The organism is Hymenobacter psoromatis (assembly GCA_001596155.1).
In the GTDB taxonomy this organism is placed as follows: Bacteria; Bacteroidota; Bacteroidia; order Cytophagales; family Hymenobacteraceae; genus Hymenobacter.
Genome location: CP014771.1, coordinates 1,753,837 through 1,769,057 on the forward strand (window position 1 = coordinate 1,753,837; position 15,221 = coordinate 1,769,057).

Sequence of the window (15,221 nt, forward strand, 5' to 3'; positions counted from 1 at the left end):
ACCCAATCATCTCTAACTGCCGCCGGGCCGGGGTGGCTCCTTGCCTCTTGCGCCCGCCTGCACAAGAAACCCAAGCCGCCCCCGGTGCCAGCGCGGCGCGGGCGGCGGGGGGCGGCGTGGGCGGGGCGCAACTCATGCCAAGCTACTCACGCCGCAGAAAGGTAAACGTGGTACTGGTTAGCGCCACGTCGTAGTCCCGCAAGTCCAGGTGCAGTTGGTAGAGTGCCAAGCGGGTTTCTGCTTGGTAGGGAGCCTTAATAAAATGCTCGACCACGGCGGGCCGCACCTCCACGAAGAACTTACGCTTAATGGCAAAAATGATAGCCCAAAGCTGTTGCTTCGCGGCTTTCGGGTAGCTGCTGAAATCGGCAGGCACGGCCGAGCCTCGCCGGTAGAGCGTGAAGTCGCTGGCGTACACCAAGTGGCCGTCGTGGGTGACGCTGCGTATCTCGTAAGCCTGAATCACCACGTCCCAAGCGGGGTGTAGGTGGCTGATGTCGTATTCCAAGCTGCCACCGGCTTCGTCCCAATCGCAGGAGCGAATGCGGGCTTCTTCCAGCATTTAAGCGGCCCGGTGGTTGCGGCGTAATTCGGCTACCCGCTCGGCCGCATTCTGGCCGGTGAGCTTGTCCAACTCATCGTAGCGGCGGCGCAGGTGGGCCAGCGCGTTCTGGCGGCGGGCCACGGCCAGGGCAGTTTCAACGGGCGGCTGAGTGGTTTTCATGGTTCTCAAAGGTAAGCAATCTGGGAAAGGTTTCCATCACTTGTTAGCGCAGCCTCACGCAGTGAGAGGCTACCTCAAACTCCCAAGTAGCCCCCAGTGCCGACGCGGGCGGCAGCGTTGGCGGGGCGCGTATCTTCGCTCGACCGCACGGTTTTTCCACCTCACCACCCGGCTACCTATGCAACCGTGAAGCTCCTGGTACTGGAACACCAAGGGCTTCAACAAACGACTACTTATCTTTGGCCCCATGACTTGGCAAGCATTCAGCAGCAGCGACGCGCAAATGCTGGGCGGTAAGCCGGTCTTGGGAGGCCCGCGGCTCAGCGGGGAGTTTCGGTTGGAGCGGCTGGCAAGGGGCGGGGCCGGTTAGCTCGGCCCCTTATCTTTCGAGAGTTGCGGGAGCAGGTGTTTAATGCGCCTTAACAAAAGTTACCGCATAGTTTTTATGCCATTCACGTACAATTCTCCGTTTGCAAGCTGTTCCGCCATCATTGGTAGCAGCAGCTTGATATTGCCTTCGTAAACACCTTTGTTATTCCAAAGCTGCTGTAGTTTTTCCCGCGCCAACTCATTGATAAGCAATTCTCCTTCATCGGTCATTAGCAGCATGGCAACATCACCACGATTCTCGGTTACGACGAATAAAAACTCGTCCTTGTCCCGTATCATTCCAGCTTTCCAGTAGGCGATATGTTCTTTGAGTTCATATTCGTAAAGAGCATGGCTCATACCTCCATTTGCAGTCAACGCCTTGTGCAATCTGGCTTGAATAGCTTTTTTCATTACGAGTAAGGTAAATTTCTTCAAGTAAGCCCCCTACCCCAACCGGCGCAACGGGCGCAAGTCCAGCTCGAAGCCGGGCAAAGCCGGTGCGGCGCTGAGGGCCTGGTCGAAGTGGCTGATTTCCTGCGGCTCTTGGCCGGGGCGGTAGATGGTGGCGGTTTCGGCGGTGGGGTCGAGCAGGAAACCGACTTGTACGCCGTTGGCGAGGTAGGTTTCCATTTTGCGACGCAGGGGGGCGAGGCCATCGGAGGGCGAGCGCACTTCGACTACGAAGGCGGGGCACACGGGCGGGAAGCGCAGGCGCTGGTATTCCGGGAGCGCGTCATAAATGGCTTTGGCTACCCACGAGGCATCGGGCGAGCGCACGGAGCCGTCGGGCAGGGTGAAGCCGGCGGAGGACTCGAAGGCGTAGCCTAATTGGTACTGGCGATTCCAGAGCTTTAGCTGGAAAAATACTTCGCCTGAATTATGGCTGGATTCGGAACCGGCGGGGGGCATAAAGACGATTTCGTGGTCGGCGTTGCGCTCCAGGCGCAGGGTAGGGTTGTGCTGGCAGAGGTCGAAGAACTCCTCGTCCGTGAGCCGGGTCAGCTGCGGACCATGCACTACTACCACATTATCAATATCGGCGAACGTCATAGCGGAGGGTAAGGAAGCAGGTTGGTCAACAGGTTGGTCAAATATACGGTCGGGGCGGGGCGGCTTACCTTCGCCCTTTCGCTAAGTCAACTAACGCCAGCGGCAAATAATGCTGGTTTGGCGCTTTATCTCGCGGACTCGCCGGGTCCGCGCCCCTACCCCATGAAAAACTTTCTCTCCTTCGCCGATGCCGGCGACTACCAGGCGCTGCTTAACCAAGCCTTGGCAATCAAGCAGAACCCCTACGGCTACCAGCACATCGGCAAGAACAAAACCGTGGGGCTGATATTCTTTAACCCCAGCCTGCGCACCCGGCTCAGTAGCCTGAAAGCGGCCTACAACCTGGGCGCGCAAGCCTGGGTGCTGAACGCCGGGGCCGACTCGTGGACCCTGGAAATGGCCGACGGGGCCGTGATGAACGGCTCGACGCAGGAGCACATCAAGGATGCCATCGCCGTGATGAGTGAGTATTGCGACGTGCTGGGCGTGCGCACCTTCCCGACCTTAACGGACAAAGCGGCCGACTACAACGAGGCGGTACTGACCAAAATCGTGCAGTACGCCACGGTGCCGGTTATCAGCCTGGAAAGCGCCACGCTGCACCCCCTGCAGTCGTTTGCCGACCTGATTACGGTGGCCGAAACCAAGCGCAAGCCCCGCGTGAAAGTGGTGCTGAGCTGGGCTCCGCACGTGCGCGCCCTGCCGCAGTGCGTACCCAACTCGTTTGCCGACTGGTTTTCGGAAATTGACTGGGTGGATTTCGTCATCACCCACCCCGAAGGCTACGAGCTGGACCCGAAGTTTACGAAGGGCGCGACCATTGAATACGACCAGCGCCAGGCTCTGGCGGGGGCCGACTACGTGCAGGCCAAAAACTGGAGCAGCTACCGCGACTACGGCCAAGTGCTCAGCACCGACCCCGCCTGGATGCTCACGCCCGCGCACATGAATTTGACTGATAACGGCAAATTCCTGCACTGCCTGCCCGTGCGCCGCAACGTGGAAGTATCGGACGCGGTGCTGGATTCGCCCCATTCGCTCATCATTCAGGAAGCCGGCAACCGCACGTTCTCCATGCAAACCGTGCTACATGAGTTGCTGAAATAATGGCCAACGCTATTACTATCCGCCCCATCGCGCCTGCCGATGCGGCGGCCCTGGCCCGCGTCATCCGCGACACGCTCGCCGAACACGGCGCGGCGCGGCCCGGCACGGCCTACTTCGACGCTAGCACCGACCACCTGCCCGCCCTGTTTGCCGCCACGCCGCGCAGCGCTTACTTCGTGGCCGAGCAGAGCGGCGCGGTGCTGGGCGGCGGCGGCATCTTCCCTACCCCCGGCCTCCCGCCCGATACCGCGGAGCTGGTGAAGCTGTATTTATTGCCCGCCGCCCGCGGCCGGGGGGTAGGCAAGGCGCTGATTAATAACTGCCTGGCCGCGGCCCGCGCCGCCGGCTACGCCCGCGTGTACCTCGAAACCATGCCGGAGCTAACCCAGGCCCTACCCCTCTACGAGCAGCTGGGCTTCACCTACTTACCCCAGCCGCTGGGCGACAGCGGGCACTTCGGCTGCCAGCTGTGGATGGCGCGGGCGGTATGAGGCGTACTGCTAATTACCCAAACCAGAAGTCTTCGGTAATTGGCCAGAAATTCAACCAGTTCAGCACGTGAAAAGCTCGGAACTCTATCGTAAGCTAACCAGAGATGGCTGGTATAAAATTGCGCAGACGGGCAGCCACGTCAAGCTGGCGCACACTACCAAGAAAGCTCTCACCCGCAGCGGCTACCTGGAGTTTCCGCTACACGGCAGCGCGGAAGTCGGCAAAGGACTGGCCGCGCTGCTGCTAAAACAGGCGGGGCTGAAGTAACCCCGGAATCACTGTCCACCGCAGTTGGTTTAGGTCAGGCAGGTTGTAGATTTACTACCTGCAAAAACCGAATAAGTAGCCTGCCTCGTGGCCTACCCCATCCAATTAGCCAAACCAGACTAGCGATGAAAAAGTATGAGATGATTGTCGAGCGCACCCCTACGGGCTATAGTGCTTACCATGAAGGCGAAGGAGCCTACACGGTGGGCACCAGTTTCGAGGAGCTGAAAGCTAATATGGTGGAGGTACTCAACTTGGCCCTGAGTGACACGGGCCGCACTATCACCATTGAGGACGTGAAAATCACCTATGACTTAAAATCGTTTTTCGAAGCGTATAAAGTCATTAATGCCGCCGCGCTGGCCAAGCGCCTGGGCATGACCCAAAGCCTGCTCAGCCAGTACATTGCGGGTAATAAGAAACCCAGCCCCACCCAGACGCGGCGGATTCTGGAAGGCGTGCGGGCCGTGGGGCGCGAGCTGGCGGAAATGGATTTCGCGTTTTAAGTTTACGCTTTCTTCACCAGACGGGCGAACGCCGCGCACACGCCAGCAACAGTTGGCTGGCTGGCCCGCTCGCGGAAGCCGGCCAGCAGCAGGCGCTGGGGAAGCTAGGGTAATTTCTAAAACATTTGATTAATTTTTATGGCTCTCAAAGACCGTATACCTCTATACTCGAAGCGCCAGCTTGATGAAGCAGGACAAGTTCTGATAAGAAAATCTTCAAAATTTTCTCTCGTAGAATCTGTTTCAATGCTCAATAATCATAGGTCTTGCCATGCATACCCATTGAATACATTTCAATCAACGCTTCGAGATAAGATACGCTCGTTAAAAATAGAATCAATTGTTTCTCAACGCCTTAAAAGAACTACATCTATTTTAGATAAGCTTGAGCGTTTTTCGCAAATGAAATTATCTAGAATGCAAGATGTTGGAGGATTACGTGTAGTACTAACTAACTGCGACGATGTTTATCGTTTAGCTGGAAAATATAAACACCCTGGATTTCCTCACAGGTTGAAGAGCGAGAAAGACTATATCAATAATCCAAAGGATTCTGGCTATCGCTGCTACCACTTAGTTTACGAATATTCAAACTCGATTAATCGTAATTACGATGGCTTAATGTTAGAACTTCAAATTAGAACTAAACTTCAACATGCTTGGGCTACAGCCGTTGAAACTGTTGGTACTTTTCTAGACCACTCATTAAAATCAAGTCAAGGGCCGCAGGAATGGTTGGATTTTTTCTCATTAGTCAGCCATGCTTTTACTTATGTGGAGAAGACAAATGGACTGGATAAGTTTTCTGATGAGACACAAGAATCCACCTTTAAAAAGGTTAAATCTGAAGCTAGAAGATTAGGTGTAATAAATAAACTTATGGCATTTAGTCAGGTGATTAAGAATGTCACCACCGATAAACGCCAAGGTTCCATACACTTGGTAGTCCTTAACATCGCTGATGCTCAAGTTACAATTAAAACTTATTCAAAAGCAGCTATTGACCAAGCATCCGATGATTATATGCAAGAAGAAGCAACTATTACTCCTGAGAATAAAAAGCAGGTAGTGCTTGTATCATCTGACTCTATCGAACTTTTGAAAAAAGCTTATCCAAGCTATTTTCTGGACACCCAAGAATTTCTTAGCCAGTTACAGCTTATTATAGACACTAGGTTTACGCATAGACAAATCAAACCTTTTGAAGGACATTCTGACTTTTAAAACTCACATCCCTACCCCTCACCCAACAGGCGTATGCCAATATATACGGCCTGACTATGGGTGACTAAGTACATCTAGGTAATTCTAACCTTCTGCTTGAGGTCGAGCGCGATTTTCAACCGCAAGCTTGCAAGATTCGGCCGATATTAGTCGCTATATGCGACTGTCCATTGTAATTTACCTACTCAACGTAGTCCTTCTCTGTACTACCAAGGACGCGCTACCTAATCCGTAGCACCGTATATTACCCCCCGGTTGCCGCCTACCCAAGCGGCAATGTTTAGGCAGAAGCTGACTTTGTTAGCTTGCGCCGCCCTACCCGCGCCCTACCCCTCCCCCCACCCATCACGGATTTGCCGGTTTCCGGCACTGGCCTCGCTGTTTTCAAAAACAGCTTGGGGCCAGCGCCGCCTACTTATGTCCGGCCGGCTTGCGCCAACGCTCCCTACTTGCTCACTGCTTGCTACTTGCTTACTGACATGACCACGCCCACCCTTTACCGGCCCGAGTTTGAGCACGACTCCTGCGGGACGGGCTTTATCACGTCCATCGACGGGCGCAAGAGCCACCAGATGGTGGCCGATGCCCTCACCATGCTCGCCAATATGGAGCACCGCGGGGCCTGCGGCTGCGATGCCGACTCGGGCGACGGGGCGGGCGTGCTCATTCAGCTGCCGCACTGGTTTTTGCTGGAAGAATGCGTGGCCCACGGCATCCGGCTGCCCGAGCCGGGCGAGTATGGCGTGGGCATGGTGTTTTTTCCGAAGCAGGAGCAGCTGCGCGAAGGGGCGCGGCAGCTCATTGCCGACGCGGCGCGGCGGCTGGGTCTGCCGGTGCTGGGCTACCGGCCGGTGCCGGTGCGCACGGCGGGCATCGGCCCCACGGCCCTCTCGGCCGAGCCGGTGATGGAGCAGCTGTTTCTGGGCCGGCCGCCGGGGCTGGCCACCGAGGCCGACTTCGAGCGCAAGCTGTTTGTGCTGCGGCGGCTGGTTATCAAGACCTTGAACGAGCAGCTGCCGGCCGCGCTGGCTGATTTTTACTTCGCCTCGCTCTCGTGCCGCACCATCGTGTATAAGGGGCAGCTCACCACGTTTCAGGTCGGGATGTACTTTCCCGACCTTAGCGACGAGCGCGTAACGTCGGCGTTCGGGCTGGTGCATTCGCGGTTTTCGACCAACACCATGCCCTCGTGGAAGCTGGCGCAGCCGTTTCGCTACCTGGCGCACAACGGGGAGATAAACACGCTGCGCGGCAACCTGAACTGGTTTTTTGCGGGCCTGCCCACCTACACTTCGCCCTACTTTTCGGCCGAGGAAATGGAGATGCTGCTGCCCGTGGTCGATGCCGGGCAGTCGGACTCGGCCTGCCTCGACAATATCGTGGAGCTGCTGCTGCACTGCGGGCGCTCACTGCCCCACGTGATGATGATGCTGGTGCCCGAAGCCTGGGACGGTAACGACCAAATGGACCCGCTCAAAAAGGCGTTCTACGAATTCCACGCCACGTTTATGGCCCCCTGGGACGGTCCGGCGGCGCTCAATTTTACGGACGGTACGCTGGTGGGCGCGATGCTGGACCGCAACGGGTTGCGGCCTTTGCGCTACGCCATCACCAACGATGGGCGGGTGCTGGCGGCCTCCGAGGCGGGCGTGCTACCCCTCGCCCCGGCGAGCATTATCAAGAAGGGCCGCTTGCAGCCGGGCAAGATGTTCGTGGTGGACACCAAAGCCGGCCGCATCCTCACCGACCGCGAAATCAAGGCGCAGGCGGCCGGCCGGCAGCCCTACGGCCGCTGGCTGGAAGACTACCAGATTCAGATGGAGAGCCTGCCCGAGCCGCGCCTCACCTTCACCGACCTGGGCGCGGAGGCCGTGCTCAAGTACCAGCAGGCTTTTGGCTACACCCGCGAGGACCTCGAAACCCTGCTGGCCCCGATGGCGCTGGCCGCCAAAGAACCCATCGGCTCAATGGGCGTGGACGTGCCCCTGGCCGTGCTCTCCGACCAGCCGCAGCACCTGAGTAGCTACTTCAAGCAGTTTTTCGCGCAGGTCACCAACCCGCCCATCGACCCCATTCGGGAGCGGCTGGTGATGAGCCTGGCCACCTTTATTGGCAATAATGGCAATATCTTGGATGAGGACCCGCGCCACTGCCACTGCGTGGCCGCCCGGCAGCCCATCCTGAGCAACCGCGAGCTGGAAAAGCTGCGCAGCATCGACACCGGCTCGTTTCAGGCCAAGAGTCTGCAAACCTATTTCAAGGCCGATGGCAAGCCGGGAGCCTTGCAGCGGGGGCTGGAGCGCCTGTGCCGCTACGCCGAAGACGCGGTGCATGATTGTTTCGAGGTGCTGATTCTCTCCGACCGGGCGATGGACTCGGAGCACGCGCCCATCCCGTCGCTGCTGGCGGTGTCGGCCGTGCATCACCACCTGATAAAGTGCGGGTTGCGCGGCTCGGTGGGCCTGGTGGTGGAGGCCGGCGACGTGTGGGAAGTTCACCATTTCGCCTGTTTGCTGTCGTTCGGGGCCACGGCCGTGAATCCCTACCTGGCGCTGGCCAGCATCCAGACGCGCCACGCGGCGGGGCTGCTGGGCAGTGACTTACCCTACGAAAAGCTGGCGGCCAACTACACCAAAGCGGTGTGCGACGGGCTGCTGAAGATTTTCTCGAAGATGGGAATTTCCACCTTGCAGAGTTACCACGGCGCGCAGGTATTTGAGATACTGGGCCTTAATCAAAGCGTGGTGGACCAGTACTTTACCGGGGCCGTGACCCGCATTCAGGGCCTGGGGCTGGACGAGATTGCCCGCGAGACGCTGCAAAAGCATTTCCAGGGCTTCAAAAAGGAAGGCGCCTTGGGGCCAGAACTGCTGGACGCGGGCGGCGTGTACCAGTGGCGGCGCAAGGGCGAGGCGCACATGTTCAACCCCGAAACCGTCCACCTGCTGCAACACGCTACCCGCACGGGCAATTACCAGACTTACCAGAAGTACGCCAAGCTGCTCAACGAGCACCCCAACCAGCTCTTTACCATTCGGGGTCTGCTGTGCTTTGCGAAGCACCGGCCCAGCATCGACCTGGCCGAAGTGGAGCCGGCCGAAAATATTATGAAGCGGTTTGCGACCGGCGCGATGTCATTCGGCTCCATCTCGCACGAGGCGCACAGCACGCTGGCCATCGCCATGAACCGCATCGGCGGCAAGAGCAACACCGGCGAGGGCGGCGAGGACCCGCTACGCTACGAAGTCATGGAAAACGGCGATTCCATGCGCTCGGCCATCAAGCAGATTGCCTCGGCCCGCTTCGGCGTCACGGCCCACTACCTCACCAATGCCGACGAGCTGCAAATAAAAATGGCGCAGGGCGCGAAGCCCGGCGAAGGCGGCCAACTACCGGGCCACAAGGTAGATGAGTGGATTGCCAAGGTGCGCCACGCCACGCCGGGGGTCGGGCTGATTTCGCCGCCGCCGCACCACGACATCTACTCCATCGAGGATTTGGCGCAGCTGATTTTCGACCTTAAAAACGCCAACCGCGCCGCCCGCATCAACGTGAAGCTGGTGAGCAAGGCGGGGGTAGGGACCATCGCGGCGGGCGTGGCGAAGGCCCACGCCGACGTGATTCTCATCTCGGGCTACGACGGCGGCACGGGCGCGTCGCCGCTCAGCAGCATCCGCCACGCCGGCCTGCCCTGGGAGCTGGGCCTGGCCGAAGCCCACCAAACGCTGCTGCGCAGCCAGCTCCGCAGCCGCGTAGTGCTGCAAGCCGACGGCCAGATGAAAACCGGCCGCGACCTGGCCGTGGCCGCCCTGCTGGGGGCCGAGGAATTCGGCGTGGCCACGGCGGCGCTCGTGGCGGGCGGCTGCATTATGATGCGCAAGTGCCACCTCAACACCTGCCCGGTGGGCGTGGCCACCCAAGACCCGGAGCTGCGTAAGTTGTTCAGTGGCAAGCCCGAGCACATCGTCAACCTCTTCCGCTTCCTGGCCGAAGAGCTGCGCGAAATCATGGCCGGGCTGGGCTTCCGCACGCTGAACGAGATGGTGGGCCGCAGCGAATTCTTGAAAGTGAACCCCGAAGCCGGCCACTGGAAAGCCCGGCTCCTCAACCTCGACGCGGTGCTCAGCCCCGCCCCGAATAGCTCGGGCGGCACCTTATACAACAGCGAAAGCCAGGACCACGGCATCAGTGAGGTGCTCGACTGGCGCTTGCTGGCCCACGCGCAGACCGCGCTGGACCGGCAGGAAGTGGTAACGGGCGAGTTCGACGTGAAAAACACCGACCGCACCATCGGCACGCTGCTCTCCAATGAGGTAGCCAAGCGCTACCACGCCGCCGGCCTGCCCGCCGATACCATCCGCTACCAGTTCACCGGCTCGGCCGGGCAGAGCTTCGGCGCGTTCGCGGCTAGTGGCCTGACCTTCAAGCTCGAAGGCGAGGCCAACGACTACGTGGGCAAGGGCCTGAGCGGGGCGCGGCTGGCCATTTTTCCGCCCGCCGCCAGCACCTTCACGCCCGAAAACAACATCCTCATCGGCAACGTGGCGCTCTACGGGGCCACCTCGGGCGAGCTGTACGTGCGCGGCAAGGCGGGCGAGCGCTTCGCGGTACGCAACTCCGGGGCCACGGCCGTGGTGGAGGGGGTAGGCGACCACGGCTGCGAGTACATGACGGGCGGCCGGGTGCTGGTGCTGGGCCGCACGGGCCGCAATTTCGCCGCCGGCATGAGTGGCGGCCTGGCCTGGGTATATGACCCCGCCGGCCAGTTCCCCGTGAACTGCAATCCCGACATGGTAGCCCTCGAAGCCCTCACCGAAACCGACGAAGCCGAGATTCAAGCGCTGCTCCGGCAGCACGTGGCGCTCACGGGCAGCCACCTGGCTAATTTCCTACTGGGCAATTGGGAGGAAGAAGCCGGGCGGTTCGTGAAGGTGTTCCCGCTGGAGTATAAGCGGGTGCTGGTGAAGGCTTTAAGGGCCTGACGGTGCGCCTCACCCCCCTACCCCCTCTCCGAAAGGGAGAGGGGGAGCCTAGTAATACTTATAAATTATTTCTGCTCTATGTCACCGTTTCAAAAGCTATTAATTTCTTTGTTATATTCGATAGCTATAATAATTAGCAGTACCGTTTACGCTAAGGCTCAAACAGTGACTGAAAAGACCATTGTTACTTATATCGAACGGGATAATAAATATAAAGCGTGTACTTCTACCTCTAAAGGTGATGTACAATTACTGGCTTTTCACGAGGAGTTATTAAAAGTTAATGCAATGTACACAATGTCTTATTTAGATTCAATAGAAAATAAAACGAACAGCCATAGTAAAAATAATGCTTTCGAGCGCAAAATTGGCAAGTGTAACCATGAAATAATCTTTGCAAAACCTGCATTGAGTGGATTCATTATCTGCGAAGTATATCCAAAAGGCAGTCGTGTTTTCACCCAATCACAAGCCTATTTATTTAGAGTATTGGAAGAAAAGCCTGTTTTTTTATCGAAAAAAATAATTTCATATAATTAGTTTCTTTATCAGAGTTGCAAGCTTTTTTTAATAACTTGAGTTAAACTCACGCCGCAAAATCCGCCGTGGCTCCCCCTCTCCTTTTCGGAGAGGGGGCCGGGGGGTGAGGCGCACCGCAAGCACAAATGGGCAATATCACCGGCTTCAAAGAATACCCGCGCACCGCGCCGCCCAAGGCGGCCCCCACCGAGCGCGTGGCCCACTACCAGGAATTCATCGGCCGCTACCCCGCGCCGGAGCTGCACCAGCAGGCGGCCCGCTGCATGAACTGCGGGGTGCCGTTTTGCCATTCGGGCTGCCCGCTGGGCAACATCATTCCCGAGTTCAACGAGGCGGTGTATCAGCAGGATTGGCGGGCGGCGTATGCTATTTTATCGGCCACCAATAATTTCCCCGAGTTTACGGGCCGCATTTGCCCCGCGCCCTGCGAGTCGGCCTGCGTGCTGAGCATTCACAGCGCGCCGGTGGCGATTGAGGAAATCGAGAAGCACATCATCGAAATTGCCTTCGAGAAGGGCTACGTGCGGCCCGTCGCGCCGGTGCTGAAAACCGGCAAAACGGTGGCCGTAGTCGGCAGCGGGCCGGCCGGGCTGGCGGTGGCGGCCCAGCTCACCGAGGCCGGCCACGTCGTAACCATATTTGAGCGCGACCCGCACCCCGGTGGCCTGCTGCGCTACGGCGTGCCCGATTTCAAGCTCGAAAAATGGGTGATTGAGCGCCGCATCCAACTGCTCGAAGCCGCCGGCGTAACTTTCCGCTGCGGCGTAGAAATTGGCCGCGACCTGCCGGCCGACGAGCTGCGCCGCGCCTTCGATGCGGTGGTGCTGGCGGGCGGGGCCTCGGCCCCGCGCGAGCTAAAGCTGCCCGGCCACGAGCTGGCCGGCATCCACTACGCGATGGAGTACCTGACGCAGCAAAACCGCCGCGTGAGCGACACGCCCGTGGACAGCGAGCACATCCTGGCCGATGGCCTCGACGTGGTGGTTATCGGCAGCGGCGACACCGGCTCCGACTGCGTGGGCACCGCTAACCGCCAGCAAGCCAGGTCGGTAGCGCAGTTTGCCATGATGCACCAGCCCGGCGAAGCGCGTCCCGCCCACACGCCCTGGCCGCTCTACCCCACCGTATTCCGCACCAGCAGCTCGCACGAAGAAGGCTGCCAGCGCTATTGGGGCGTGAACACCAAAGCCTACCTCGGCGACGAAAACGGCGACGTGCGCGCTCTGCTCGTGAGCGACGTAACCTGGGAAACCGACGAGTTGGGCCGCCGCGTCCGCTTCGAGGAAGTGCCCGGCTCCGACCGCGAAATCCCGTGCCAGCTGGTGCTGCTGGCGCTGGGCTTCACCGGCCCCGCCAACGCTGGCCTGCTCGGCCAGCTGGGGGTAGGGGCGGATGAGCACGGCAACGTGCACGCCCCCGAAACCACCTACCAGACCAGCGTGCCGGGCGTGTTCGCGGCCGGCGATATGCGCCGCGGGCAGTCGCTGGTCGTCTGGGCCATTTCGGAGGGTCGGGAAGCCGCCCGGCAGGTGGATGTGTATTTGATGGGTAAGACAAATTTGCCGAGCAAGAATGGGGCGGGGATGGTAGGGTAGGGTTTTGGGGATTATGGAAACGGAGAAATCCTGGAAGCTCTTGCTTTTGGGGCTTCTCTTTTAAGATAAAAGCCTAAATCTTAGTTTTTCAAACTCTATACCATAATCTTTCAAAGCTTGTTCATCTATCTCAACCTTTAATGATAAATTAATCTCTATTTTCTTGCCAAGCTCGATAGTATTCTTCGCAGTAATTAAACTATCCATAATGGTTATCGGAAATTCGCCCAAGCTAACTAATACTTTATCTGCCAAAGCTGACATCTTATCTCTAATTCCTTCACAACCATCAGGAACTGATGTACAACTAGTATCAATAGACCAATTTAATAATTCTTGGTATATTTTTGCATATGTTCTAGCAACATAAAGTAGGCCATTTAAATCAGCGGGTACACCTGGTTCATTCAAGAAATTAGCAAATGCTTTGTTAACTAAATTTGATAAAGACTCAACTAGATTTGTTATCGAAGTTATACGATTTGAAATCCAATCTAAGACCTCGTTATTTAAGCGCAGAGTGTATTTTACACCGTAACGAATACTATATTTATAATCATTATAAATATAAATTTTTGACTGCATTTCATCAGTTAATACTTGAGCGAAGAAAAGATGCTCGTATAAATCCTCTTTATCTACGAGTATTCTAATGGCGTCGTCTGACACTCCCAGTCTGAATATTTCAGGAATTCTGCTTTCATACTTATCCCTTATTTTTAGACTATTTTTAAAAAGATAAGACAACTGTATCTTCAATATCGAAGTTATATCTTGTGCCTTTTCGAATTCAAATGTCCATAACTGCGAATCATTCCTAATCTCATTAATAAAATCAAATATTTTTGTAGAATCTACGAATTTTGAAAAATCAGCATTTTTATTTTCTTTCCAGAAAGCCAAAGCTCCGAGGATTTTTTTATCCACAAAAACAAAAACAGGAATTCTCTTCTGCCTAGCTGCTAAAAACTCAGAGTTGGTGATTGACTTGCCAGTATCGGTTAAGCTACCATATCTACTGCCAACTACTAGAACCATTATATCAGCTGATTCTCGAACAGCACTTATGCAGTTCTTAATAGTATTATCCTGCGGGTTTATAGGAAAAGTATTAAATTCTGAAAGAACCGGAGTATGCCCATTGGATTCAATAAACTCCGATAAATCAACTCTAATTTGCGATAGGTCATAGCAAGTGGAACTTACGAAAATATTTATATTATTCATTTTTTACTCGGTTTACGCGCGGGGATGGCTATTTTAAAAAATCTTCAATGTGCAATATAGGTCCAAATCGCGGTCCGCTAAGCAAGCGTATTAAATGTGCTTGTCTATTCGGCGAATGTAAAGCAATATTTGCATCAACGTTCCTTGGGCTACAGTGACGTGCTGACGTACTGCCTTTATCAGGCGATTATAATGAATGATGATAAAAGCTGAAAAATACACGTTAGTCAAGAGGTCTCACACCAAATACCGAAACAACGCCACCATCGCCACCGTGAGCACCACCAGCGGCACCGAAACCCTGTCAATTATCATTGGCGCATCGGTGAGGGCCAGGCGGCGATACGCGCCCCAGGTGCTGAAATAGGTCATCGGCAGGAAGATGGTGGGCAGCAGACTCACCCAGGTGATGATGGGGAAGCTGAGCTGCGTCAGCAGTACGATAACGCTAAAAATAGGGTAGAGAAACAGCTGTTTCTGGGTGGCGGCGCGGTCGAAAACGGGCGCGTTTTTGTAGTATACAAACTGCGTGGCAAACCAGCTATAAAGCCGCTGGCAACCTACAAAAACCACTGCCGCGAGAGCAATGGCCGCATATAAGGGCACTCCGAAATAGGCGAATACCAGGCCCGTATCGCCCTCTTTGGCGATGGGCGCGATGAGCAGATAACCCAAAAATCCCAGAATGCTGTCCATGCCCAGCCACAGCAGAAACAGCTTGGTCAGCGAAGGCCGGGGCAGCCAGACGGCGACCCCGGCCGCCAGCACCCCCAGTAGCAGCGAAAAAACCGGGCCGGCCGCCGCCACCAGCATCTGCTGGCGCGGGGTGCCGTCGAGGACCGAGTTCACGTAATTGTGGTGCAGCGTGGGGCCCAGCCCGAAGTGCGCGCTAACGACGTAGTGCGCCAGCTCGTGCAGCACCGTGCCGATGATGGAGGCGCTAAGCAGAATAAGCACACTGTTGATAGCGAGGCTTTTGTGAAGTAGGCTCATGAGCAGAAGCCCCGCGGCAAACTCAACCGTGGGCTGGGACTAAGGTAGTGACTTTTCCCTACCCCCTACCCCCCCGGCAACCCTGCTGGGCCGGTGCCCGCGTGGGCACCCGTAGTAGCGCCGGGCGCGGTGCTGAGAAGCA

10 protein-coding genes and 1 pseudogene are annotated in these 15,221 nt (G+C 56.8%); 7 read left to right on the top strand and 4 right to left on the bottom strand.

All coding sequences use genetic code 11. From position 1 onward, the window contains the following. Positions 1-142: 142 nt before the first annotated feature. From A0257_07440 to A0257_07450, 3 genes are all read right to left on the bottom strand, one after another. Positions 143-562, bottom strand: a complete 420-nt coding sequence (locus A0257_07440) for a hypothetical protein (protein AMR26957.1) — start codon at positions 560-562, stop codon at positions 143-145. A 591-nt stretch (positions 563-1,153) separates the two neighbouring features. Beyond that, positions 1,154-1,507 (bottom strand): hypothetical protein, encoded by a 354-nt coding sequence (locus A0257_07445; GenBank protein AMR26958.1) that lies wholly within the window; start codon positions 1,505-1,507, stop codon positions 1,154-1,156. A gap of 33 nt (positions 1,508-1,540) precedes the next feature. Further along, a complete protein-coding gene (locus A0257_07450; protein ID AMR26959.1) occupies positions 1,541-2,146 on the bottom strand; it encodes a hypothetical protein in 606 nt (201 codons plus the stop codon). 162 nt (positions 2,147-2,308) lie between these two features. Between A0257_07450 and A0257_07455 the strand changes: the two genes are divergently transcribed. From A0257_07455 to gltD, 7 genes and pseudogenes are all read left to right on the top strand, one after another. Beyond that, positions 2,309-3,253, top strand: coding sequence for an acetylornithine carbamoyltransferase (locus tag A0257_07455; GenBank protein ID AMR29664.1), 945 nt, complete (start codon positions 2,309-2,311; stop codon positions 3,251-3,253). Next, positions 3,253-3,744 carry an acetyltransferase gene (locus A0257_07460; GenBank protein AMR26960.1) on the top strand — a complete coding sequence of 164 codons (492 nt, stop codon included), beginning with the start codon at positions 3,253-3,255 and terminating at the stop codon, positions 3,742-3,744. Before A0257_07455 ends, A0257_07460 begins: the two co-directional genes overlap by 1 nt. A gap of 67 nt (positions 3,745-3,811) precedes the next feature. Beyond that, a complete protein-coding gene (locus A0257_07465; GenBank protein ID AMR26961.1) occupies positions 3,812-4,012 on the top strand; it encodes a hypothetical protein in 201 nt (66 codons plus the stop codon). Positions 4,013-4,137: 125 nt separating this feature from the next. Next, positions 4,138-4,518, top strand: coding sequence for a hypothetical protein (locus A0257_07470; GenBank protein AMR26962.1), 381 nt, complete (start codon positions 4,138-4,140; stop codon positions 4,516-4,518). A 138-nt stretch (positions 4,519-4,656) separates the two neighbouring features. Beyond that, positions 4,657-5,664: pseudogene (locus tag A0257_07475) on the top strand (hypothetical protein). A gap of 557 nt (positions 5,665-6,221) precedes the next feature. Continuing rightward, a complete protein-coding gene (locus A0257_07480; GenBank protein AMR26963.1) occupies positions 6,222-10,724 on the top strand; it encodes a glutamate synthase subunit alpha in 4,503 nt (1,500 codons plus the stop codon). A 665-nt stretch (positions 10,725-11,389) separates the two neighbouring features. After that, on the top strand, positions 11,390-12,859 hold the full coding sequence (gene gltD, locus A0257_07485) for a glutamate synthase (protein ID AMR26964.1): 1,470 nt from the start codon (positions 11,390-11,392) through the stop codon (positions 12,857-12,859). Between the two features lie 1,464 nt (positions 12,860-14,323). On the opposite strand, the gene A0257_07490 is transcribed toward gltD, so the two are convergent. Continuing rightward, the gene (locus A0257_07490; protein AMR26965.1) at positions 14,324-15,079 is read right to left on the bottom strand and encodes a hypothetical protein; all 756 of its coding nucleotides are present in this window, start codon (positions 15,077-15,079) and stop codon (positions 14,324-14,326) included. Between the last annotated feature and the right edge of the window lie 142 nt (positions 15,080-15,221).

What these genes read in the sequence shown, in the direction of transcription:
- A0257_07455 (AMR29664.1), top strand. Translation starts at nt 2,309, where the DNA reads ATGAAAAACTTTCTCTCCTTCGCCGATGCCGGCGACTACCAGGCGCTG.
- A0257_07450 (AMR26959.1), bottom strand. Translation starts at nt 2,146, where the DNA reads ATGACGTTCGCCGATATTGATAATGTGGTAGTAGTGCATGGTCCGCAG.
- A0257_07445 (AMR26958.1), bottom strand. Translation starts at nt 1,507, where the DNA reads ATGAAAAAAGCTATTCAAGCCAGATTGCACAAGGCGTTGACTGCAAAT.
- gltD (AMR26964.1), top strand. Translation starts at nt 11,390, where the DNA reads ATGGGCAATATCACCGGCTTCAAAGAATACCCGCGCACCGCGCCGCCC.
- A0257_07490 (AMR26965.1), bottom strand. Translation starts at nt 15,079, where the DNA reads ATGAGCCTACTTCACAAAAGCCTCGCTATCAACAGTGTGCTTATTCTG.
- A0257_07470 (AMR26962.1), top strand. Translation starts at nt 4,138, where the DNA reads ATGAAAAAGTATGAGATGATTGTCGAGCGCACCCCTACGGGCTATAGT.
- A0257_07460 (AMR26960.1), top strand. Translation starts at nt 3,253, where the DNA reads ATGGCCAACGCTATTACTATCCGCCCCATCGCGCCTGCCGATGCGGCG.
- A0257_07440 (AMR26957.1), bottom strand. Translation starts at nt 562, where the DNA reads ATGCTGGAAGAAGCCCGCATTCGCTCCTGCGATTGGGACGAAGCCGGT.
- A0257_07480 (AMR26963.1), top strand. Translation starts at nt 6,222, where the DNA reads ATGACCACGCCCACCCTTTACCGGCCCGAGTTTGAGCACGACTCCTGC.